The organism is Frondihabitans sp. PAMC 28766, from assembly GCF_001577365.1.
GTDB lineage: Bacteria > Actinomycetota > Actinomycetes > Actinomycetales > Microbacteriaceae > Frondihabitans.
On the sequence record NZ_CP014513.1, the window covers coordinates 2,443,476 to 2,463,220 of the forward strand.

At 69.5% G+C, this 19,745-nt stretch carries 20 protein-coding genes; 12 read left to right on the forward strand and 8 right to left on the reverse strand.

Going from position 1 to position 19,745, the window contains the following annotated elements:
- The first annotated feature begins 121 nt into the window (after window positions 1–121).
- Together AX769_RS11770 and AX769_RS11775 are read left to right on the forward strand one after the other, a co-directional pair.
- Window positions 122–772, forward strand: coding sequence for a DUF1345 domain-containing protein (locus AX769_RS11770; RefSeq protein ID WP_239451769.1), 651 nt, complete (start codon window positions 122–124; stop codon window positions 770–772).
- 117 nt (window positions 773–889) lie between these two features.
- Window positions 890–1,894: an aldo/keto reductase family protein gene (locus tag AX769_RS11775; RefSeq protein ID WP_066279485.1), complete on the forward strand. Its 1,005-nt coding sequence runs from the start codon at window positions 890–892 to the stop codon at window positions 1,892–1,894.
- Between the two features lie 96 nt (window positions 1,895–1,990).
- On the opposite strand, the gene AX769_RS11780 is transcribed toward AX769_RS11775, so the two are convergent.
- Window positions 1,991–2,395 (reverse strand): DUF3224 domain-containing protein, encoded by a 405-nt coding sequence (locus tag AX769_RS11780; RefSeq protein WP_066279487.1) that lies wholly within the window; start codon window positions 2,393–2,395, stop codon window positions 1,991–1,993.
- Window positions 2,396–2,475: 80 nt separating this feature from the next.
- Between AX769_RS11780 and AX769_RS11785 the strand changes: the two genes are divergently transcribed.
- Window positions 2,476–3,162, forward strand: a complete 687-nt coding sequence (locus tag AX769_RS11785) for a hypothetical protein (RefSeq protein WP_066279489.1) — start codon at window positions 2,476–2,478, stop codon at window positions 3,160–3,162.
- Window positions 3,163–3,250: 88 nt separating this feature from the next.
- Here the strand turns inward: AX769_RS11785 and AX769_RS11790 are convergent, their stop codons facing one another.
- Together AX769_RS11790 and AX769_RS11795 are read right to left on the reverse strand one after the other, a co-directional pair.
- Window positions 3,251–4,144, reverse strand: coding sequence for an aldo/keto reductase (locus AX769_RS11790; RefSeq protein ID WP_066279491.1), 894 nt, complete (start codon window positions 4,142–4,144; stop codon window positions 3,251–3,253).
- A 47-nt stretch (window positions 4,145–4,191) separates the two neighbouring features.
- Complete coding sequence (locus AX769_RS11795; RefSeq protein ID WP_066279497.1) at window positions 4,192–5,163, reverse strand: aldo/keto reductase; 972 nt, start codon at window positions 5,161–5,163, stop codon at window positions 4,192–4,194.
- 133 nt (window positions 5,164–5,296) lie between these two features.
- Between AX769_RS11795 and AX769_RS11800 the strand changes: the two genes are divergently transcribed.
- Complete coding sequence (locus AX769_RS11800) at window positions 5,297–5,677, forward strand: TIGR02611 family protein (RefSeq protein WP_066279499.1); 381 nt, start codon at window positions 5,297–5,299, stop codon at window positions 5,675–5,677.
- Between the two features lie 10 nt (window positions 5,678–5,687).
- On the opposite strand, the gene AX769_RS11805 is transcribed toward AX769_RS11800, so the two are convergent.
- Both AX769_RS11805 and AX769_RS11810 read right to left on the reverse strand, forming a co-directional pair.
- Complete coding sequence (locus AX769_RS11805; RefSeq protein WP_066279500.1) at window positions 5,688–6,152, reverse strand: hypothetical protein; 465 nt, start codon at window positions 6,150–6,152, stop codon at window positions 5,688–5,690.
- Window positions 6,153–6,316: 164 nt separating this feature from the next.
- Complete coding sequence (locus AX769_RS11810; protein WP_066279506.1) at window positions 6,317–7,462, reverse strand: glycerol dehydrogenase; 1,146 nt, start codon at window positions 7,460–7,462, stop codon at window positions 6,317–6,319.
- 116 nt (window positions 7,463–7,578) lie between these two features.
- On the opposite strand from AX769_RS11810, the gene AX769_RS11815 reads away from it, so the two are divergent.
- A complete protein-coding gene (locus tag AX769_RS11815; protein WP_066279508.1) occupies window positions 7,579–8,529 on the forward strand; it encodes a J domain-containing protein in 951 nt (316 codons plus the stop codon).
- A gap of 8 nt (window positions 8,530–8,537) precedes the next feature.
- Here AX769_RS11815 and AX769_RS11820 read toward each other — a convergent pair whose 3' ends face one another.
- A complete protein-coding gene (locus tag AX769_RS11820; protein ID WP_066279511.1) occupies window positions 8,538–9,254 on the reverse strand; it encodes a hypothetical protein in 717 nt (238 codons plus the stop codon).
- Between the two features lie 86 nt (window positions 9,255–9,340).
- Here AX769_RS11820 and AX769_RS11825 point away from each other — a divergent pair, with 86 nt between their 5' ends.
- From AX769_RS11825 to AX769_RS11835, 3 genes are all read left to right on the forward strand, one after another.
- Window positions 9,341–9,721 carry a VOC family protein gene (locus tag AX769_RS11825; RefSeq protein WP_066279513.1) on the forward strand — a complete coding sequence of 127 codons (381 nt, stop codon included), beginning with the start codon at window positions 9,341–9,343 and terminating at the stop codon, window positions 9,719–9,721.
- 72 nt (window positions 9,722–9,793) lie between these two features.
- Window positions 9,794–10,219: a hypothetical protein gene (locus AX769_RS11830; protein WP_066279514.1), complete on the forward strand. Its 426-nt coding sequence runs from the start codon at window positions 9,794–9,796 to the stop codon at window positions 10,217–10,219.
- An 87-nt stretch (window positions 10,220–10,306) separates the two neighbouring features.
- Window positions 10,307–11,182: an NUDIX domain-containing protein gene (locus AX769_RS11835; protein WP_066279517.1), complete on the forward strand. Its 876-nt coding sequence runs from the start codon at window positions 10,307–10,309 to the stop codon at window positions 11,180–11,182.
- Between the two features lie 75 nt (window positions 11,183–11,257).
- On the opposite strand, the gene AX769_RS11840 is transcribed toward AX769_RS11835, so the two are convergent.
- Window positions 11,258–13,063, reverse strand: a complete 1,806-nt coding sequence (locus tag AX769_RS11840; protein WP_066279519.1) for a trypsin-like peptidase domain-containing protein — start codon at window positions 13,061–13,063, stop codon at window positions 11,258–11,260.
- 261 nt (window positions 13,064–13,324) lie between these two features.
- On the opposite strand from AX769_RS11840, the gene AX769_RS11845 reads away from it, so the two are divergent.
- The 3 genes from AX769_RS11845 (at window position 13,325) to AX769_RS11855 (ending at window position 15,325) form a co-directional block, all read left to right on the forward strand.
- Entirely contained in the window at window positions 13,325–13,801 is a 477-nt protein-coding gene (locus AX769_RS11845; RefSeq protein WP_066279520.1) for an FHA domain-containing protein, read from the forward strand.
- Window positions 13,801–14,505, forward strand: a complete 705-nt coding sequence (locus tag AX769_RS11850; protein ID WP_066279521.1) for a MerR family transcriptional regulator — start codon at window positions 13,801–13,803, stop codon at window positions 14,503–14,505. The genes AX769_RS11845 and AX769_RS11850 overlap by 1 nt, the downstream gene beginning before the upstream one ends.
- A gap of 334 nt (window positions 14,506–14,839) precedes the next feature.
- Window positions 14,840–15,325 carry a MerR family transcriptional regulator gene (locus AX769_RS11855; protein WP_066283590.1) on the forward strand — a complete coding sequence of 162 codons (486 nt, stop codon included), beginning with the start codon at window positions 14,840–14,842 and terminating at the stop codon, window positions 15,323–15,325.
- Between the two features lie 99 nt (window positions 15,326–15,424).
- On the opposite strand, the gene AX769_RS11860 is transcribed toward AX769_RS11855, so the two are convergent.
- Window positions 15,425–16,243 (reverse strand): ParA family protein, encoded by an 819-nt coding sequence (locus AX769_RS11860; protein ID WP_066279522.1) that lies wholly within the window; start codon window positions 16,241–16,243, stop codon window positions 15,425–15,427.
- Between the two features lie 78 nt (window positions 16,244–16,321).
- On the opposite strand from AX769_RS11860, the gene AX769_RS11865 reads away from it, so the two are divergent.
- Window positions 16,322–19,720 carry a pyruvate carboxylase gene (locus tag AX769_RS11865; protein ID WP_066279525.1) on the forward strand — a complete coding sequence of 1,133 codons (3,399 nt, stop codon included), beginning with the start codon at window positions 16,322–16,324 and terminating at the stop codon, window positions 19,718–19,720.
- Window positions 19,721–19,745 lie beyond the last annotated feature (25 nt).

Genomic DNA, 19,745 nt, shown 5'->3' on the forward strand with positions numbered 1-19,745 from the left:
AGGACAGGCCATCTCGCGAGAAGACCGCAGACCCCAGACCGCAGACCGCCGACCGCAGACCGCAGAGCACACCCCGGCGTGTCGGAGGGCGGCACAGCGCGCGGGCCCCGACCATCAGAGCATGAGCATGATGAAGGCCGACGCCCGCCGCACCGCCTCCCGGCTGCGGCTGATCGTGATGGTCGCGGGCGGCATCGTGGCGGGGGGCGTCGCGGCACTCCTGGGGCTCGCGGGCACGGCCCTCGTGATCGGCTGGATCGTCGCCTGCCTGATCTACCTGGTGTGGGTGTGGGTGGTCGTCTACCGCTTCACCGGCGACGAGACTCGGACGCACGCGCAGGCCGAGGATCCCGCCCACAGCACGATGGAGATCCTGCTGACCCTGGCGGCCCTCGCGAGTCTCGGGATCGTGGCGTTCACCGTGGTCGAGGCGAGTAAGGCACAGGGATCCCGTGCCGTCGTGCTCGCGAGTCTCGCGGTGGCGAGTGTGGCGCTGTCGTGGTTCCTCATCCACACGCTCTACATGCTGCGTTACGCCGTGCTGTACTTCTCGGGCGAGGAGGGCGGCATCGACTTCAACCAGAAGGAGACGCCCGACTACCACGACTTCGCCTACCTCGCCTTCGATCTGGGCATGACGTACCAGGTGAGCGACACCACGATCACGTCGCGCGACATCCGGCATCTGGTGACGCGGCACTGCCTGCTGTCGTATCTCTTCGGCACCGTGATCCTGGCGACCCTGATCAACCTGGTCGCCGGGCTGGGCTGACAGGAGCGGCATGGCCGCCGAGCTCTGTCGTCAACCCCCGTGTGAGCGCTCACCCGAGCGAGTAGCCTGCTGAGCGGCGCGGCACCGCAGCCGCCCCACGACAAGGAGAATCCCTCAATGGAATTCAGGTACCTCGGCAACTCCGGGCTCAAGATCTCCGAGCTCACCTTCGGCAACTGGCTCACCCACGGCAGCCAGGTCGAGAACGACACCGCCACGCAGTGCGTCCGCGCAGCCCTCGACGTCGGCATCTCGACGTTCGACACCGCCGACGTCTACGCGAACACCCAGGCCGAGACCGTTCTCGGCGAGGCGCTGAAGGGCGAGCGCCGCGAGTCGCTCGAGATCTTCACGAAGGTTTACGGCCCGACCGGCCCGAAGCAGCACAACGACACAGGCCTCAGCCGCAAGCACATCACCGAGTCGATCAACGGCTCGCTGAAGCGCCTCCAGACCGACTACGTCGACCTCTACCAGGCGCACCGTTACGACGTCGAGACACCGCTCGAAGAGACGATGCAGACGTTCGCCGACCTGGTCCGCCAGGGCAAGGTGCTCTACATCGGCGTGAGCGAGTGGAACGCCCAGCAGCTCCGCGAAGCGTCGGCGCTCGCGAAAGAGTTGAAGATCCAGCTCGTCTCGAACCAGCCCGAATACTCCCTCCTCTGGCGCGTCATCGAAGGCGAGGTGGTGCCCGCCTCGAAAGAGCTCGGCATCTCGCAGATCGTCTGGTCGCCTATCGCGCAGGGCGTGCTCACCGGCAAGTACAAGAAGGGGCAGGATCTGCCGGAAGGCTCCCGGGCCACCGACGAGAAGGGCGGCGCGGGCATGATCTCGCGCTGGCTGAAGGACGACGTGCTCGAGGCCGTCGCCGCGCTCGAGCCCATCGCGAACGACCTCGGCCTCACGCAGGCCCAGCTCTCGCTCGCGTGGGTGCTCAACAACGACAACGTCGCGTCGGCGATCATCGGAGCGAGCCGCCCCGAGCAGGTCACCTCGAACGCGGTCGCGTCCGGCGTGAAGCTCGAGGCCGACGTGGTCGCGCGCATCGAGCAGGTCTTCGAGGGTCTCGCCGAGACCGACCCGTCGAAGACGCAGATGCCCGCCGGCCGCGAGGCCTAGCGCCCGGTCGGCCCCTCGATCGAACCACGCGATCCGGTTTGCGCCACCCGATGCGGTGGTGCGAACCGGATCGCGTGGTTCGTTCGGGCCTGATCGTCAGTGCGTCATCAGCGAGAGCACGAAGAAGGGGCCCTCGTTGTCGTGCTGGATCGCGGCGCTGCCGGTGAAGTGCACGAAGTCGCCCGCGCCCGACCCGGGCACGATGTTGCCGAACTGCCCGGAGTCGCTCGGCGTCTGCATCGCGCCGTGGTGCACGGTGATCGCCCCGCGGCGCCCGTCGTCGAGCGTGCCGACGATCCTCTCGACGGCGACGTAGCCTCGCCCCGTCTCCTCCTCGCCGCTGGTCAGGAAGACGAGGTCGCTCTGCCCGACGAGCCCCGCCGTGAAGGTCTTGTGCATGGAGAGGCCCTGCACCCAGCCGCCCTCGACCCCGGGCAGGTCGAACGGAGCCGCCAGGGTCAGCTCGAAGCGGGCGGTGATGGTCTCGACGATCGGCTCCATGCGTCCACGCTAGCGCGGGTGTCGGAGGCCACTGGCACGATCACCGCATGGCAGGATCCGACACATGACCGCTGAGTCCCATGTCCGCTGAAACCGTCGCCAACCTCATCGAGGCGATCGCCACCCTGATCGCGCTCGTCGGTCTCGGGGTGTCGTTCTGGTTCTCGTGGCGCGGGCAGATCCTGCAGCGCCAGCAGGCCCAGGCCGCTGCGGTGTCGGCTGCCGAGTCGAACAAGCAGGCGCAGGCCGCCGCCCAGCGCGCGGCCGCGTCCGCGGCCCTGACCATCGACCAGCTGACCAGGATCGCCGACGGGGTCGAGTCGCTGTCGCGGCAGGGCTCTCACGCGGCCCCGGGTGCGCCGGGCGGCACCCCTGCGGCCCCGAGCGTCCGCCCCGAGACCGGTGAGCCCGCTGAGACCGCCGAGCCCGCTGAGACCGCCGAGCCCTCCGCACCGGCCTGGCGCCTGACCCATGACCACGATGACGTCTACCGCCTCGCCAACACCGGCACGGCCGACGCGCACGACGTGTCGGTCAGCGGGTCGGCCACGCTCGACGGCCCGCGCCCGGTCGACGGCGGCCGGGATGCGGTCGGTGCGCCGAGCGTGGCCGCGGGCTCCTCGATGACGTTCGAAGCCCGCATCCTGCCGTCGACCGCCGACAGCGCGATCACGATCGGCTGGGCCGTCGGCCCCGGTTCAGCAGAGCGCACGTCGTGGCGCTACCCGCTGCCCGCGCCGCTGCCGCCTCCCACCGCGATGCCCTGAAACGACCGCAGCCCCTCCTTTCCCGCCTGATCGCCCCGACAAGACGGGGGAGATCAGCCGAGAGGGAGGGGCCGGCAGCTGGGGCGGGTTACGCGGCCGGGGCCTGCGTCGCCGCCTCGAGACGAGCGAACTCGTCGGGGCTCAGCTTGATCGACGCGGCCGTCGCCGAGTCCATGATCGACTGCGGTCGCGACGCCCCGGGGATGGGGACGACGACCGACGATTTCGCAAGCTCCCACGCGAGGCAGACCACCTGTGGCGAGAGCCGACGAGCGTTCGCGATCTCGGCGAAGACGGCGTGGTTCTTGCCGAGGTCTCCTGCGTTCGAGATGCCGCCGAGCGGGCTCCACGGCAGGAAGGCGATGCTCTGGTCGTCGCAGAACTCGAGCTCGGCCGTCGATGACAGGAATGCCGGCGAGAACTGGTTCTGCACGCTCACCAGGCGGTCGTCGAGGATGTCGTTCGCCTCGGTGATCTGCGCGATCGAGGCGTTCGAGATCCCGGCCATGCGGATCACGCCCTCGTCGAGCAGCTCTTTGACGGCGCCGATCGAGTCGGCGTAGGGAACGCGGGGGTCGGGGCGGTGGAACTGGTAGAGCCCGATGGCCTCGACACCGAGGCGCTTCGCCGACGCACGAGCCGCCTCCTTGAGGTGCGAGGGCGAGCCGTCCTGGTCCCAGCCGTCCGGTGCCTGAGCGTGGGCGCGCGTGTGCCCGCCCTTGGTCGCGACCAGCACCTCGTCGGTGTTGCCGTGCCACTCGCGCAGGGCCTTCGCGATGAGGATCTCGTTGTGGCCCTCGTCGTCGGGCTTGCCCGCCTGGCTGTAGGCGTCGGCAGTGTCGATGAAGGTGATGCCGGCCTCGAGGGCGGCGTGGATGGTGGCGATCGAGCGCTTCTCGTCGGGCCGTCCTTCGAGTGACATGGGCATGGCGCCCAGGCCGATCGCCGAGACGGTGACGTCGCCGATTGTTCGTGTCTTCATGGGGGTCCTGTTCTAGAAGAGGGCGCGCGGCGTCACGGCCATCGTGCTCACCACGCGTAGTCCTCGGGAGCCGGCTTGTGGCCGGGGAAGATCGCGTCGAGCTTAGCGAGGGCGTCGGCGTCGAGCGTGACGTCGACGGCGGCCACGGCGGAGTCGAACTGCGCCATGGTGCGGGGCCCGGTGATGGGGCCGGTGACACCCGGCTGGTGGAGGAGCCACGCGAGTGCGACTTCGCCGGGAGCGTGGCCGATCTCTTTCGCGAGGTTCTCGAACGCCTCGAGCTGCTCGCGGTGATCCTTCACGTACTCGGCCGAACGGCCCTCGAGGCGGCGCTTGCCCTCCTGCTCCTTGCCGATGATGCCGCCGAGCAGGCCACCGTTGAGCGGCGACCACGGGATGACGCCGAGACCGTATTTCTGCGCCGCCGGCAGCACCTCGAGCTCGATCTCGCGCTTGATGAGGTTGTAGATCGACTGCTCGGAGACGAGGCCCAGGAAGTGGCGCGCTTTTGCGGCCTCCTGCGCCTCGGCGATGTGCCAGCCGGCGAAATTCGACGAGCCGACGTAGAGGATCTTGCCCTGCGTGACGGCGACCTCGATGGCACCCCAGATCTCGTCCCACGGGGTGGCGCGGTCGATGTGGTGGAACTGGATGAGGTCGATGTGGTCGGTCTGCAGCCGCTCGAGGCTCGCGTCGATCGCGTGGCGGATGTTGTAGGCCGAGAGCTTGCCCGAGTTCGGCCACTCGCCCATGTCGCCGTACAGCTTCGTGGCGAGCACCGTCTTCTCGCGGCGGTCGCCGCCCTTGGCGAACCAGCGACCGATGATCGACTCGGTGGTGCCATAGGCGATCGCCCGGCCGTAGACGTTCGCAGTGTCGAAGAAGTTGACGCCCGATTCGTGGGCCTTGTCCATGATGGCGTGCGAGTCGTCCTCGCTGGTTTCGGGGCCGAAGTTCATCGTGCCGAGAATGGCGCGCGATACGGACAACCCTGTGCGTCCCAAGTGTGTATATTCCATGACTTCCTGCCTAGCCCCTTCCTGGGGTGAGCGCTCACCTGAGGGTCGATCCGTGTCCGGTACACGGTCCGCGCTCAGGAGGTTGGCACCCGGCTCCGTGTCGTCGTGGATGCAGCGTGCGTAGGCTCGACGCATGTCGGAGACGCAGGATGCCGGGGCGGGCGATCACTCCGTTCTGCACCATCGCCTGCGCAACACGAAGTTCGCCAAGCGAGCGCGCCTCTTCCGCGCCCGGCTGAATCTCTACCCTCGGCTACGCACGGCCTACAAGATCGTGTTGGGGGTGGTCGGCATCGCGGTCGTGATCGCGGGCATCATCCTGATTCCGCTGCCCGGCCCCGGCTGGCTCGTGGTGTTCATCGGGCTGGCGATCCTCGGCACCGAGTTCCCGGCCGCCCACCGGTTCAACATGTGGGTGCAAGGGAAGTTCCGGGCCGTCGTCGCGTGGTTCCAGCGTCGGCGCCAGCGTCGGGCTGCCGCCCGGGCGCAGCGGTCCGCTTCCGCCCCGCGCTAGGAGCGCCTGGCTAGACGTCGGCCGCCGACTCGTTGCCCCAGCTGGAGATCTCGCGGGGCACGGCGAGGTCGTGGCCGCCCGCGGGTGCCAGCACCTCGACCGCGCGCACGCGCGGTGACACCAGACCGTCGGTCGACACCATCCACGAGCCGACCAGGATACTGTCGTCGACAGCAGAGTGGACGGCCACGCCTGCCACGTCGAACTCGCCGTACGCCTCCTCGGCGAACGACACGCGCACCAGGGCCCCGTGGGCCACGGCCTCGCTCACGGCCGGCGGCTCGGCAGGCAGATCGGCTTCCGCCTCTGAACGCTCGGCCGAGTGGAAGGTGCGGAGCAGCTGCAGCGCCTTCGCCGGCTTCTTGTTCGAGTCGAGCGGGTGGCTGCCGAGAGTGAAAGCCCCGAGGATCGCCGATTGCACCGCCTTGCCGCGGACCGCGAACACGCCGTAGCGCTCGGTCGTGAACGTCGCCACGACCGCGTCGTCGGCTTCGAGGTCCGCGAGAAAGGCGGTCAGCGCCTTGACGTTGCGCTTGGCCGGGGAGTGAGATCGTCGTCAGTCACGCTCCGAGCGTAACGAACGGAACGGGCGCAGGATCCTGAGCAGTCACGATCCTGCGCTCGTCATCGGGGCCGCGATCAGTGAGGCGCCTGATAGAGCACCGGCTCCGGCAGCCCCTTCTCGGCGCGGATCGACCGCGAGAGCCTCTCGATCGCCTTGAGCGCGTCGACCACCGATTCGGGCGTGACCTCGAACGGCATGCTGTGGATGGTGTCGCTCGGCAGGCACGCGGCCTCGGCGACGGCCTTCAGCTCGTCCTCGTCGTCGACGGTCAGGCCGATCTCGGTGAGCGTGTTGGGCAGGCCCACGCGGGTGGTGAACTCGACGAAGTCCTCGATCTCCTCGCGCGGCGCCCCTTCGAGCACGAGCTGCGCGATCGACCCGATGTTGACCTTCTGGCCGTGGGCGAGGCCGTGGGCCTGGGGTGCGGCGGTCAGACCGTTGTGGATCGCGTGGGCCGCAGCGAGGCCGCCCGACTCGAAACCCAGGCCCGAGAGGAGGGTGTTCGCCTCGACGATGTTCTCGAGAGCCGGGGTGACGAGGTTGTCACGGACGGCATCGAGAGCCGAGAAGGCGTTCTCGTGGATGATGTCCCACGACAGCTTCGCCAGCGCGGTGCCCGTCTGTGTGGGCTGCCCGCCGGCCATGGTGAGCGAGTTCGAGCGCGAGGTTGCGCGGGCCTCCAGCCAGGTGGCGAGGGCGTCGCCGATGCCGGCCACGAGGAATGCGACCGGTGCATTGGCGACGAGCTGCGTGTCGATCAGCACCAGGTCGGGGTTGTGGGGGAAGAAGCGGTACTCGATGAACTCGCCCTCCTCCGTGTAGATCACGGCAAGGGCTGACGTCGGAGCATCGGTCGAGGCGACCGTCGGCACGCTGACCCACCGGATCCCCGCCAGGTGGCCCGCCGACTTCGCGGCGTCGATCGCGCTGCCGCCACCGAGGCCGATGATCACGTCGACGCCGTCGGCCTGGATCTTCTCGACGAGCGAGTCGACGGCGGCGGGGGTGGCGAACCGGCCGAAGCCGACGCGTTCGAACGAGATGCCGTTGTCGCCGAAGTCGGTGGTGATCTGGTCGCCGACCACGCCCCAGACGAAGTCGTCGGCGACGAGGAGGGCGGTGGTGCCGATCTGCTTGACGTAACCGCCGAGGTGCGTCATTGCGCCTTTGCCCTGCACGTAGCGGCCGGGGCTGATCACTGTTCTGATGGGTGTACTCATCACCCGACTGTATTCGCGTGCATGGAATGTCGAGGAGGTGCTTCTCGGATGTCGAGAGACTTCATCGGAATGCCCCCACCTCTTTCCAGCAGGCTGCCGCTATTCTCGCGGGACACATGTCCGACAGCCCTCTTGCCGCCACCCCCTACGAGATCCTCGGGGTCAGCGCCACCGCCAGCCACGACGAGCTCCGCCGTGCCTACCGGCGACTCGCGCGCGAGACCCACCCCGACCTCGGCGGCACCCCCGAGCGGTTCCGTCAGGTACAGCTCGCCTGGGAGCGCATCGGCACCCCTGCAGACCGCTCCCGCTATGACGGCGGGGCGCGCTCGCAGGCCTCAGGATCCAGCGCCTCCGGCTCCGCAGACCGCGCGGCGTCAGGCCACGCCTGGGCTCCGACCCCGCCGAGAGCCCGCCCCGAGTCGAAGCCGCGCGCCCGCGCCTACGGCCACCCCGGTGGTCAAGAGCGCGTGCTGTTCCTCGACCTGATCCGCGAGTGGGTCGGCCGGGGCGAGGAGGTCGACGACCTCTACGAGCCGAGCCTCGTGCGGTCGGCGCCACCGGAGATCCGTCGGATCCTGGCCAAGGCCGTCGCCGAGGAGTCGACCGTGAAGATCGTGTCGGAGCTCGGCATCGCCTACACGATCTGGAGCAACGTCGCCTCGGGCCGCGAACCCGAGCTCGACCACATCGTGCTCGGCCCGGCCGGCCTCTACGCGATCAACTCCGAAGACTGGGGTGCGCCCGTCCGCCTCGTGAAGGGCGAGGTGGTCGGGGAGGGACTTCGCGACGGCGAGCAGCCGGCGCGCACTCTCGCGCGGAGCGCCCGCGCCTTCCAGAAGATCAGCCGCGTGCCGTTCACCGCCGAGCTCATGGTCGTGCCCGACGACGCCCTCGACGAGGCCGTGGTGCCGATCGGCCGGGGGCACCGCAACTCCGCGTTCGTCGTGCGGCGCTCCGTGCTCGCGCACGTGCTGCGCGGCGGCCTCAACGGGGGAGGGCAGACGGCGTCGGTCGACGTCTTCGAGATCCGCGCCCGAATCCAGCAGACCGCCTCATTCGTCTGAGCGACGCGTTACGTCGTGAGGTAAGCGACAGGGCTGCCGCCGGGTAGCGCGGCAGCCGGCGCGAAGGCGACCTCGACGCCGGTCTGCAGAGCGGCTCGCACCAGCGCCGACGCGGTGGCAGCGGCCGTGACGACGGGTGTCGCATCCCGAGGCTCGGCGTTCGTGCCGCTGAGCGCCACCCAGGGCGCCCCCGCAAGGCACGAGAGCGACTGCTCGCCGAAGCCGTCGGGGTCGAGCACCAGCGTCGACATTCGGCCCGTGCGCAGAGCGGCGACCGCGGCCTGCACTCCGCTCTCAGCGAAGGGCCGATCGTCGCGCGGCGCCACGTCGCCACGGCCGGGAGTCACCGCGAGGTGCTGCAGCACCGGTACGACGTCGGCGACGAAGCCGGTGCCCTGCCGCTCGCGACCGTGGCGCGCCCCGGGCAGCACCTCGTCCAGCACGACAACGCCGTGCCGAGCCAGCAGGTACACGTTGATGCGCCCGACGGCGTCGAGGGGCCGAGCCAGCGCGTCGTCGATGGCCAGCACGTCGGCCTCGGGTGCGCCCACGGCCCACAGGCTCGATCGCAGCTTCTCGCGTCGGTCGTCGAGCCAGTGGTCGGACTTCGCCCGGTCACCCTGCACGGTCAGATAGACCCAGGTGCACAGTTCACCGCCGACCGTCGCCGACGCCAACGCGTGCTGGAGGGCGGGCGGGGCTGCGACGACGTCGTCGAGGATCATGGTGGTTCCCGTTTCAGCAGAAAGGAGGGCTCGCACATGTAAGCACCGGTGAGAGGATGGCGCAACACCGATCCAAGGAGACCGAAATGCTCACCACCGGCCACGCGTTCAGCGGGTTCAGCGTTCGAGACGTCGAGGCGTCGAAGGAGTTCTACGAGGGGGTGCTCGGGCTGCACGCCGAAGTCAACGCCATGGGAATCCTCGACGTGGCCCTGCCGGGCGGCAGCCACGTGATCCTCTACCCCAAGGACGACCACGTGCCCGCGGCGTTCACGGTGCTCAACCTCGAGGTCGACGACATCGACGTCGCGGTCGGCGAGCTGGCGGAAAACGGCGTCTCGCTCGAGAACTACGGCGGCTACGCCGACGAGAAGGGCGTGATGCGCGGCAAGGCGAAGGGGATGGGGCCCGACATCGCGTGGTTCCTCGACCCGTCGGGCAACATCCTGTCGGTGCTGTCCAGCTGACTCGGGCGGCCCGGCACACTCGGGCTGTCGAGCTTAATCCTGCTCACCGCGCAGTTCGTTACTCTTGTCGGCGTGAGCGACGACCGGCAGAGCGACGACGGGCAGAGCGAAGAGCGAGCGACCGCGCCGGTGACCTCGATGTCGCTGCGCGCCGAGCGGCTTCGCCTGAGGATGGCGAAGGCGGCGGGGGCGAAGGTCGATGCGTCGCATCCTGGTCTCTCGAAGGCTCCGGTGGCCCGCGACCCCGAGCTCACCAACCGCTATGCCGTCTGGGCCCTCGTCGCCGGCATCGTGGCGCTGTTTCTCAGCACGTTCTACATCGCGAGCGTCGCGGCGTTCGTGCTGTGCTTCTTCGCGTGGCGGCGCGCGGGCGAGCTGCGGCAGCGTGGCAAGCAGCCGTGGGGTCGGCGGCGCACCATCTGGGCCTTCTGGTTCGCGGTCTTCGGCGTCGCGCAGTACAGCTACGGGCTGTTCATCGTGCCGCTCTTCCACCGCTGACCTGGTCGTCGCCGCGACGCCCTCGCGTTCGCTCGACTCCGGCGACACACGTCGTTCGCGACGCCTCGAACGTGGCAAGCTCGACACGTGACCATCCACGGACCCGCCGACGGCTGGGTCGCCCTGCCCGACGGCCGCAAGTTCTGGGGCAAGGCCGGGGCCGCAGGTTTGCTGGTCGTCGACGCCTCGTCGCGCATCCTGCTGCAGCACCGCGTCGAGTGGAGCCACTTCGGCGGCACCTGGGGCATCCCCGGCGGGGCCCGCCAGTTCGACGAGTCCGCCGTCGAGGGCGCCCTCCGCGAGAGCGCCGAAGAGGCGGCTGTGCCCCGCGACGCGCTGCGCCTGCTCTTCACCTCGGTGGTCGACCTCGGCGTCTGGTCGTACACCACCGTCGTCGCGCGTGCGACGACGCCGTTCGAGCCCGTGATCTCCGACCGCGAGAGCGAGGCGCTCGAATGGGTGCTCGTCGACGGGGTCGACGAGCTGCCCCTGCACCCGGGCTTCGCGTCGTCGTGGGCGAAGCTGCGGCCTCTCATCGGGCAGCCTCTGCACCTCGTGGTCGACTCGGCCAATGTGGTCGGCTCCCGCCCCGACGGCTGGTGGCGCGACCGGGCCGGCGCCACCGACCGCCTCCGAAGCGGCCTCGAGGCTCTGGCGCTCGCCGGGGTCCCGGCTGCAGCCGTCGCGGCCGATCCCGACGCGGGGCTCGACACGTGGTGGCCTGAGATCAGCCTCGTGGTCGAGGGCCGGGCGACGGGCGCGCAAGATCCTGATGCCTTCTCTCGAGTCCGCCTGGTGCGTGCCGCGGCGGACGGCGACTCGGCCGTCGTCGACGAGGTCGTCTCGCTCGTCGGGTCGGCCCGCGTCGTCGTGGTGACCGCCGACCGTGAGCTGAGGTCGCGCGTCGAGGCCGCCGGTGCCGCCACCATCGGCCCGGCCGCCCTCCTCGACCTCCTGCCCTAGCCCGGCCCGCTCGGGCACGCAGAACGGCCGCCCTCCCGAAGGAGAGCGGCCGTTCGACGAGCGGGTCGCAGGATGCTACGCGGCCGGGCCCGACCCGAGGGTGACGGTCACCGTGTGGCTGGCCCCCGCGGTGTCGGTGTACGTGACGGTGACGCTGTCGCCGACCTTGTGCGACGTGATCGCGTCGGTGAGCGAGGTGGAGTCGGTGACCGCCGTGCCGGCGACCGCCGTGATGGTGTCGCCGGCGACGAGGCCCGCCTTGGCGGCCGCGCTGCCGGTGACCGTGCCGGCGATGGTGACGCCTGCCCCGGTCGTGCCGGTGCCGCTGCCTGTGCCGGTGCCGTCGCCCGTGTTCGTGCTCGAGATCTGGGCGCCGAGGAAGGCGGGCAGGCCGATCGTGATGTACTGGCTCGACTTGCCGGCGAGGATGTTGTCAGCGACGGTGAGCGCGTTCTTGATCGGGATGGCGTAGCCGGTCACGTCGGTCGTGCCCGACGAGGCCGCGGTGACGATGCCGATCACCTGGCCGTTCGCGTTGCGGAGGGGACCGCCGGAGTCGCCCGAGACGACGTCGGCCGAGATCTCGATGAGGCTCGACAGCGACTCGGTGCCCGAGCCGGACTCGCTCTGCACGGTGATCGACTGGTTCGTCGCCGCGACGGTGCCTTTGGCGGTCACCAGGCTGCCCGTGCCCTCCGCGTTGCCCGTGGAGTGGATGGCGTCGCCTGTCGTGACGGTGGCGTTCTTGCCGAACGACACCGGCGTGAGACCGGAGGCCCCCTCGAGCTTGAGCACGGCGACGTCGTGCGTCGCGTCGGTGCCGACCACGTTGGCCGTGTAGGTCTGACCCGTCGACACGACGGTGACCTGGATGCTGGTCGCACCCTGCACCACGTGGTTGTTGGTCAGGATCTCGCCGCTCGCGGTCATGATCATGCCCGTGCCGGCCGACTTCGACGACTCGTCGTAGTCGAGGGTCGACACGATCGTGACGAGGCCCTGCTTCTCGGTGGCGGTCGCTGCGGTGGCGTCGCTCGGCGCCGTGCCGCTGCCCTGCGACGAGGAGCCGCCGGAGGACGAGCCGCCCTGGGCGCCGCCGAAGGGGGAGTTGTAGTCGTTGCCGCTCGAGCCCGACGACCCGCTCGACCCGTTGGGGATCTGCAGAGTCTGGTTCTGACCGGCGGCGCTGGCCGCGTTCTCGCCCGTCTGGTGGCCGAGCGCGTACGCCCCACCGCCCGCGGCGCCGGCGATTATGACGCCCGCCGCTGCGATGCCCGCGATGGTCATCCAGCGCTTCGGGCGGCGCTTCGGCTGCGCGAAGGCGGGCGGCACCTGGCCGTAGCCGTAGGGCGGCTGGCCGCCGGCGTAGGGGTACTGGCCGTAGCCGTTCTGGCCGTAGCCGGGCGCCTGCTGGCCGTAGTAGCCGGCCTGCTGTGCGTACTGACGCTGGTCGTACGTCGGCTGGCCCGCGACCTGCTGGCCGTAGGCCGGCTGGCCCGCAGCCTGCTGCGCGGCGGCGGCCTGAGCGGCAGCGACCTGTTGAGCCGCTGCCTGCTGTGCTGCGGCGGCAGCCGCCGGGTCGTAGGCCTGGTAGGTGTCGTCGGCCGCGTTCACGTAGTGCGCGGGCGTGGGGCCCGTGCGGTGGGGGAGCGTGTGCGCCGTCGGAAGCTCGGTGGTCGGCTGCTCGTCCTGGTTGCGGCCGTCGGAGGCCGCCCGGATCTCGCCTGTGCCGTAGGCCTTGGTGTCGTCGGAGGCGCCGTCGCTCGACGAAGTCGCAGCGTCGGAGTTCGTCGCCGCAGAGGTGGGCGTCGTGCGCTCCTCGGCCGAGCCGTCGTGCTCGGGGGTGGCGGCGGCACCGTCAGTGTTGCTGCTGTCGTTCATGATTGCCTTCCTGGGGCTGCTTGGTGACTGAGACCATCCAAAGCGGCTTCCCATGGAAATCCCTATGACGACTCTGAGCGGCTGTGGTGAAGTCGACAATAAGCGCCTTGGCATGACGGGGGCAGGATGCGATGGCCCCCGACCGGGGGACGCGACCGGTCTCGAGACCCGAGAGTGAGGATCCTGCACCTTCGGGACGACGAAATCCGTCCTCGAGGACGGTAACGATTCCGCTACGCTTGGGGCCACAGGAGGTCCACGATGGCAGAGCCAGCCACCCCATCGAACGGCGCAGACGATGCCCGTCACGAGGTCGACACGACCCTCAGCTTCAACGAGGAGTTCCAGGCCCAGCTCGCCGCTCTCGAAGGCGGCGTGTCCAACGACGAGCGCGAGGCCGTCTCCGCACTCCCCTCCGGTTCGGCGCTGCTCGTCGTGCGCCGTGGGCCGAACATCGGTGCCCGATTCCTCCTCGACGCCGACGTGACCGTCGCGGGTCGCCACCCAGACGCGGGCATCTTCCTCGACGACGTCACCGTCAGCCGCAAACACGCCGAGTTCCGCCGGCACGGCACGACGTTCAGTGTCAAAGACCTCGGTTCGCTCAACGGCACCTACTTCGACGGTGTGCGCATCGACGAAGCCCTTCTCAGCGATGGCGCCGAGGTTCAGGTGGGCAAGTTCCGTCTCACCTTCTATGCGTCACGAGTCGATCTCGCGAACCTGGCGATCAAGTAGTGCCGCGCGCACTGGCCCGGGCTGAACATGTCCCGGGTTCCTCCGATCTGCTGACCATCGGGCAGGTGCTCGCTCGGCTGAAGCCCGAGTTCCCCGATCTGTCGAACTCCAAGCTGCGGTTCCTCGAAGAGCGCCAGCTCGTGACTCCCGTTCGCACCGAGTCGGGCTACCGCAAGTTCTCGCCCGCCGACGTCGAGCGACTCCGCTTCATCCTGGGTCTCCAGCGCGACCACTACCTGCCGCTCAAGGTGATCCGTCAGCACCTCGACGATCTCGACGCCGGGCGCCCCTCGACGCTTCCGACCGGCGCGGCCCCCACCTCGATGCTGACCGGGGCCCGCCGCTTCAACCGCGACGAGCTGCTCGCCGAATCGGGCGCGAGCGCGCCACTTCTCGACGACGCCATCGGCTCGTCGCTGGTTCCCGCCGCCGAACTCTACGGCGACGAGTCTCTCAAGGTGCTGATGGCGCTCGTCGAGCTCAAGAAGACCGGTATCGAGCCCCGTCACCTCCGCACCCTCCGGGCTGCCGCCGAGCGTGAGTTGGGCCTCATCGAGAACGCCGTCGCCCCCGTCGTTCGTCGCCGCGACGCCGCGGGTCGCGCCCGTGCCGCCGAGTTGGCGCGCGAGGTCGCCGAGCAGCTCGAGGTCGTGCGCGCGAGCCTCATCCGCTCGGCCCTCGGCCGGCTCGACGCATCCCGGTGAGGCCGTGCGGCTCTCCCGCGACCTCGCGTTGGACGACCCCTGCACCTAGACTCGGGAAGGCTTCGGGTGATCTCGAGACACGCCGCACGGCGAAAGTCGAATGTCGCTCGTCAGCCCTCCCGTTATGGGTACCGTTGACCTCGGTACAACACTCAACCTCCTCTTGAAAGTTAGGCTTTCGAGAGTCGGCCCGGTGATTCGTGGTTCACAGCGCGGAAGGCAATCGATGAACGAGTCAGGCTCCCCTCAGGGGTCCAGCGATGACGGCCTTCGCGCAACCCCGGCACCGGCCGCGACGCCGGCTTTCGGCGAGGGGCTCCTCTTCACCGACGGCATGATCGAGCTCGAAGACGACCACGGCTACCGCGGCACCGCCGCCGCTCGCGCCGCCGGCATCAGCTACCGCCAGCTCGACTACTGGGCCCGCACGGGTCTCGTCGAGCCCACGGTGCGCGGTGCGTCAGGGTCGGGCACCCAGCGTCTCTACGGATTCCGCGACATCCTGGTGCTCAAGCTCGTCAAGCGCCTGCTCGACACCGGCATCTCGCTGCAGCAGATCCGCACCGCCGTCAATCAACTTCGTGAGTCGGGCGTCAACGACCTGGCCCAGACCACGCTCATGAGCGACGGAGCCTCCGTCTACCTCTGCACGTCCAACGACGAGGTAATCGACCTCGTCTCGCGCGGGCAAGGCGTTTTCGGCATCGCCGTCGGCAAGGTGCTGCGCGAGGTCGAGTCGAGCCTCGTCGAGCTCGACGCCACCCCCGCGCAGGATCCTGCGGACGAGCTGGCGAACCGCCGCTCCAACCGCGCCTCCTGACTTTCGCAAAACTCCCGTAACCGGCAGAAGCTCTAGTCCGCGGACTAGAGCTTCTGCCGGTTACGGGAGCGGTGGCCAGCTATGAAGGCCGGGGCAGGGTCAGCGCGAGCCGACGGCGGGCTCGGCGTAGTCGCCGATCTTCGCGGTGCGCATGATGCGCTCGAGCAGCTGATCGAAGTTGCGCGCCATCTCCTGGGCGCTCTCGCCCGGCCAGACGTGCAGCGGTTTGGCCGCGCCCTGGGCCTGCTGCAGTGAGGTGCGCTCGGGCAGCTGCGGCGAGAGCACGAGCGGCCCGAACATGTCGCGCAGCTCTTTGATTCGGAACTGGTGCTCGAGCGACTGCACGCGAGCCCGGTTGACGATGATGCCGAGCGGCTGGAGGCGGGGCGAGAGCCCGCGACGGATCTCTTCGATGGCACGTAGGGCGCGGTCGGCGGCGGCGACCGAGAAGAGACCGGGTTCGGTGACGACGGTGACGCGGTCGGAGGCGGCCCACGCGGTGCGCGTGAGGGCGTTGAGCGAGGGGGCGCAGTCGATCAGCACGAGGTCGTAGTCGGCCTCGACGGTGGCGAGCGCCTCCTCCAACTTCCAGATGTCGCGGATGGACGGGTGTGGGCCGTCGAAGTTGATGGCCGACGGGCTGCCGATCATCACGTCGATCTTGCCGGTGCGGCCCTTCGTCCAGCCCGATGGAGCGATGGCGGCGCGCACCGTCTTCTCTTTCGGGGAGGCGAGCACGTCGGCGACGTTGAGATGGCCCGCGACGGTGATGTCGAGGCCGGTGGAGACGTCGGACTGCGGGTCGAGATCGACCACGAGCGTGCGGAGACCCTTGGCGAAGGCAGCCGACGTGAGTCCGAGCGTCACGGTCGTCTTGCCGACGCCGCCTTTGAGAGAGCTGACGCTGAGTACATGCACGAAGAAGACGATACCTTCACTACTGTTAAAGCACCTAAAGGCACCTGAACAGCAGGGGCCCGAAGAAAGGCCTCCGCCGTGTTCTCTAAGATCCTCGTCGCCAACCGCGGAGAGATCGCCATCCGGGCGTTCCGGGCCGCTTTCGAGCTGGGGGCCCGCACCGTCGCGGTGTACCCGTGGGAAGACCGCAACTCGATGCACCGCCTCAAGGCCGACGAGGCGTACCAGATCGGCGAGGTCGGGCACCCCGTCCGGGCCTACCTCGATGTGCAGGAGATCATCAGGGTCGCGGTCGAATCCGGGGCCGACGCCATCTACCCCGGCTACGGCTTCCTCTCCGAGAACCCCGAGTTGGCCGAGGCCGCGGCGAGTGCCGGCATCACCTTCATCGGCCCGGGCCAGCACGTGCTCGAGATGGCCGGCAACAAGGTCACGGCGAAAGAGCACGCCATCGCGGCAGGTGTCCCGGTGCTCAAGTCGACGCCGGCCAGTCGCGACATCGACGAGTTGATGGCAGGAGCCGACGCCGTCGGCTTCCCCGTCTTCGCCAAAGCCGTCGCGGGTGGCGGCGGTCGCGGCATGAGGCGCGTCGACGACCCCGCCGACCTCCGCTCGGCCCTCGAGGCCGCGATGCGCGAGGCCGACAGCGCGTTCGGCGACCCGACCATGTTCATCGAGCAGGCGGTGGTCAGGCCCCGGCACATCGAGGTGCAGATCCTGGCCGACGCCACCGGCGACACCGTGCACCTGTTCGAGCGCGACTGCTCGGTGCAGCGTCGCCACCAGAAGGTGGTCGAGATCGCTCCGGCCCCGAACCTCGACGAGGGCGTCCGGCAGGCCATGTACCGCGACGCGATCGCGTTCGCGAAGTCGATCGGCTACGTGAACGCCGGCACCGTCGAGTTCCTGCTCGACACGGCCGGCGAGCGAAAGGGCCAGCACGTCTTCATCGAGATGAACCCCCGCATCCAGGTCGAGCACACGGTCACCGAAGAAGTCACCGACGTCGACCTCGTGCTCTCGCAGATGCGCATCGCGAGCGGGATGACGCTCGCCGAGCTGCACCTCGAGCAGAGCGACATCCACCTGCACGGCGCCGCCCTCCAGACCCGCATCACCACCGAAGACCCGAACGCCGGGTTCCGGCCCGATACCGGCCGCATCACCACTTACCGCTCGCCGGGCGGCTCGGGCATCCGCCTCGACGGCGGCACCATCAACCCGGGCACTCAGATCAGCCCGCACTTCGACTCGATGCTGGTCAAGATGACGGCGCGAGGTCGCAACTTCACGGCCGCTGTCACGCGGGCCAAGCGCGGCCTCGCCGAGTTCCGCATCCGTGGCGTCTCCACCAACATCCCGTTCCTTCAGGCCGTGCTCGAAGACCCGGCCTTCGCGGCGGGGGATCTCAGCACCGCCTTCATCGAAGAGCGTCCGCAGCTGTTCGAGGGCCACGTCTCGAAAGACCGGGGCACCAAGATCCTGACCTGGCTGGCCGACGTCACCGTCAACCAGCCGAACGGCCCGGGCGAGCAGGCCATCGATCCGGCACTCAAGCTGCCGAAGGTCGATCTGTCGACCGAGCCGGTTGCAGGATCAAGGCAACGACTTCTCGAGCTCGGCCCGGCCGGTTTCGCCCAGGCCCTCCGCGCCCAGACCGCCCTGGCGGTCACCGAGACCACGATGCGTGACGCGCACCAGTCGCTGCTCGCCACCCGCGTACGCAGCAAAGACCTCCTCGCGGTGGCGCCCTACGTCGCCCGTCTCACCCCCGAGCTGCTGAGCATGGAGGCCTGGGGCGGCGCGACCTACGACGTCGCCCTGCGCTTCCTCGGCGAAGACCCGTGGCAACGGCTGGCGAGCCTTCGCGAGGCGCTGCCCAACGTCGCGATCCAGATGCTGCTGCGCGGCCGCAACACGGTCGGCTACACGCCGTATCCGAGCGAGGTCACGCAGGCGTTCGTCGAGGAGGCCGCGGCCACCGGCGTCGACATCTTCCGGATCTTCGACGCCCTCAACGACGTCTCGCAGATGCGCCCGGCGATCGACGCCGTTCTCGCCACCGGCACGACCGTCGCCGAAGTGGCGCTCTGCTACACGGCCGACCTGCTCGACCCGGCCGAACGGCTCTATACCCTCGACTACTACCTGAAGCTTGCGGAGCAGATCGTCGAGGCGGGAGCCCACGTGATCGGCATCAAGGACATGGCCGGTCTCCTGCGCGCCGGCGCCGCCGAGAAGCTCGTCACGGCGCTGCGCGAACGCTTCGACCTGCCCGTGCACGTGCACACCCATGACACGGCCGGCGGCCAGCTCGCCACCCTCCTCGCGGCCAGCCGAGCAGGAGCCGATGCCGTCGACGTCGCCAGCGCCCCGATGGCGGGCACCACGTCGCAGCCCTCCGCCTCCGCTCTCGTCGCCGCCCTCGCGCACACCGAGCGCGACACCGGCCTCTCGCTCACCGCGGTCAGCGACCTCGAGCCCTACTGGGAAGCCGTGCGCCGCGTCTACAAGCCGTTCGAGTCGGGCCTGCCCGGCCCCACCGGCCGCGTCTACAAGCACGAGATCCCCGGGGGGCAGCTCTCCAACCTGCGCCAGCAGGCCATCGCGCTCGGGCTCGGCGACCGGTTCGAGAAGGTCGAGGACTGGTATGCCGCAGCGAACCAGATCCTGGGCCGCCCGCCGAAGGTCACCCCGTCGTCGAAGGTCGTCGGCGACCTCGCCCTGCAGCTCGCCGCAGCCGACGCCGACCCCGCCGAGTTCGAGGCGAACCCGCAGAAGTTCGACATCCCCGACAGCGTGATCGGTTTCATGGCCGGCGAGCTCGGCGACCTGCCCGGCGGCTGGCCCGAGCCGTTCCGCACCAAGGTGCTTGCGGGGCGCGACGTGAAGATCGGGGTGACGCCTCTGGATCCTGCCGACGCCCGAGAGCTCGAGAAGCCGGGCCGCGAGCGGCAGCAGCTGCTCAACCGCCTGCTGTTCGCCGGGCCGACCACGCAGTACGAGCAGGTCGTCGAGACGTACGGCGACCTCTCGGTCGTCGCCACGCCCGACTACCTGTACGGCCTGAAGCCCGGCGTCGAGCACACCGTGCCGGTGTCGCGCGGCGTCAACCTCTACATCGGGCTCGAGGCCATCGGCGAGGCCGACGAGAAGGGGGTGCGCACCGTCATGACGACGCTCAACGGCCAGCTGCGCCCCGTGTTCATCCGCGACCGCTCGATCGAGGTGTCACAGAAGTCCGCCGAGAAGGCCGACCGCACCGTGCCCGGCGAGATCGCCGCGCCGTTCTCGGGTGTCGTCACGGTCAAGGTCGCCGTCGGCGATCGTGTCTCGGCCGGCGACCCCGTGGCGACCATCGAGGCGATGAAGATGGAGGCTGCGATCACCAGCCCCGTCGACGGCACCGTCGAGCGCCTCGCGATCCCCGTCACGCAGCAGGTCGACGCCGGCGACCTCATCGTCGTCGTCAAGTAGCCCACGCACACCCACCAGGAGCACC

Excerpts from the sequence above, each read along its gene's own strand:
- AX769_RS11800 (WP_066279499.1), top strand. The coding sequence starts at position 5,297 with ATGTCGGAGACGCAGGATGCCGGGGCGGGCGATCACTCCGTTCTGCAC.
- AX769_RS11825 (WP_066279513.1), top strand. The coding sequence starts at position 9,341 with ATGCTCACCACCGGCCACGCGTTCAGCGGGTTCAGCGTTCGAGACGTC.
- AX769_RS11780 (WP_066279487.1), bottom strand. The coding sequence starts at position 2,395 with ATGGAGCCGATCGTCGAGACCATCACCGCCCGCTTCGAGCTGACCCTG.
- AX769_RS11770 (WP_239451769.1), top strand. The coding sequence starts at position 122 with ATGAGCATGATGAAGGCCGACGCCCGCCGCACCGCCTCCCGGCTGCGG.
- AX769_RS11795 (WP_066279497.1), bottom strand. The coding sequence starts at position 5,163 with ATGGAATATACACACTTGGGACGCACAGGGTTGTCCGTATCGCGCGCC.
- AX769_RS11790 (WP_066279491.1), bottom strand. The coding sequence starts at position 4,144 with ATGAAGACACGAACAATCGGCGACGTCACCGTCTCGGCGATCGGCCTG.
- AX769_RS11785 (WP_066279489.1), top strand. The coding sequence starts at position 2,476 with ATGTCCGCTGAAACCGTCGCCAACCTCATCGAGGCGATCGCCACCCTG.
- AX769_RS11810 (WP_066279506.1), bottom strand. The coding sequence starts at position 7,462 with ATGAGTACACCCATCAGAACAGTGATCAGCCCCGGCCGCTACGTGCAG.
- AX769_RS11820 (WP_066279511.1), bottom strand. The coding sequence starts at position 9,254 with ATGATCCTCGACGACGTCGTCGCAGCCCCGCCCGCCCTCCAGCACGCG.
- AX769_RS11775 (WP_066279485.1), top strand. The coding sequence starts at position 890 with ATGGAATTCAGGTACCTCGGCAACTCCGGGCTCAAGATCTCCGAGCTC.
- AX769_RS11815 (WP_066279508.1), top strand. The coding sequence starts at position 7,579 with ATGTCCGACAGCCCTCTTGCCGCCACCCCCTACGAGATCCTCGGGGTC.
- AX769_RS11855 (WP_066283590.1), top strand. The coding sequence starts at position 14,840 with ATGATCGAGCTCGAAGACGACCACGGCTACCGCGGCACCGCCGCCGCT.
- AX769_RS11840 (WP_066279519.1), bottom strand. The coding sequence starts at position 13,063 with ATGAACGACAGCAGCAACACTGACGGTGCCGCCGCCACCCCCGAGCAC.
- AX769_RS11845 (WP_066279520.1), top strand. The coding sequence starts at position 13,325 with ATGGCAGAGCCAGCCACCCCATCGAACGGCGCAGACGATGCCCGTCAC.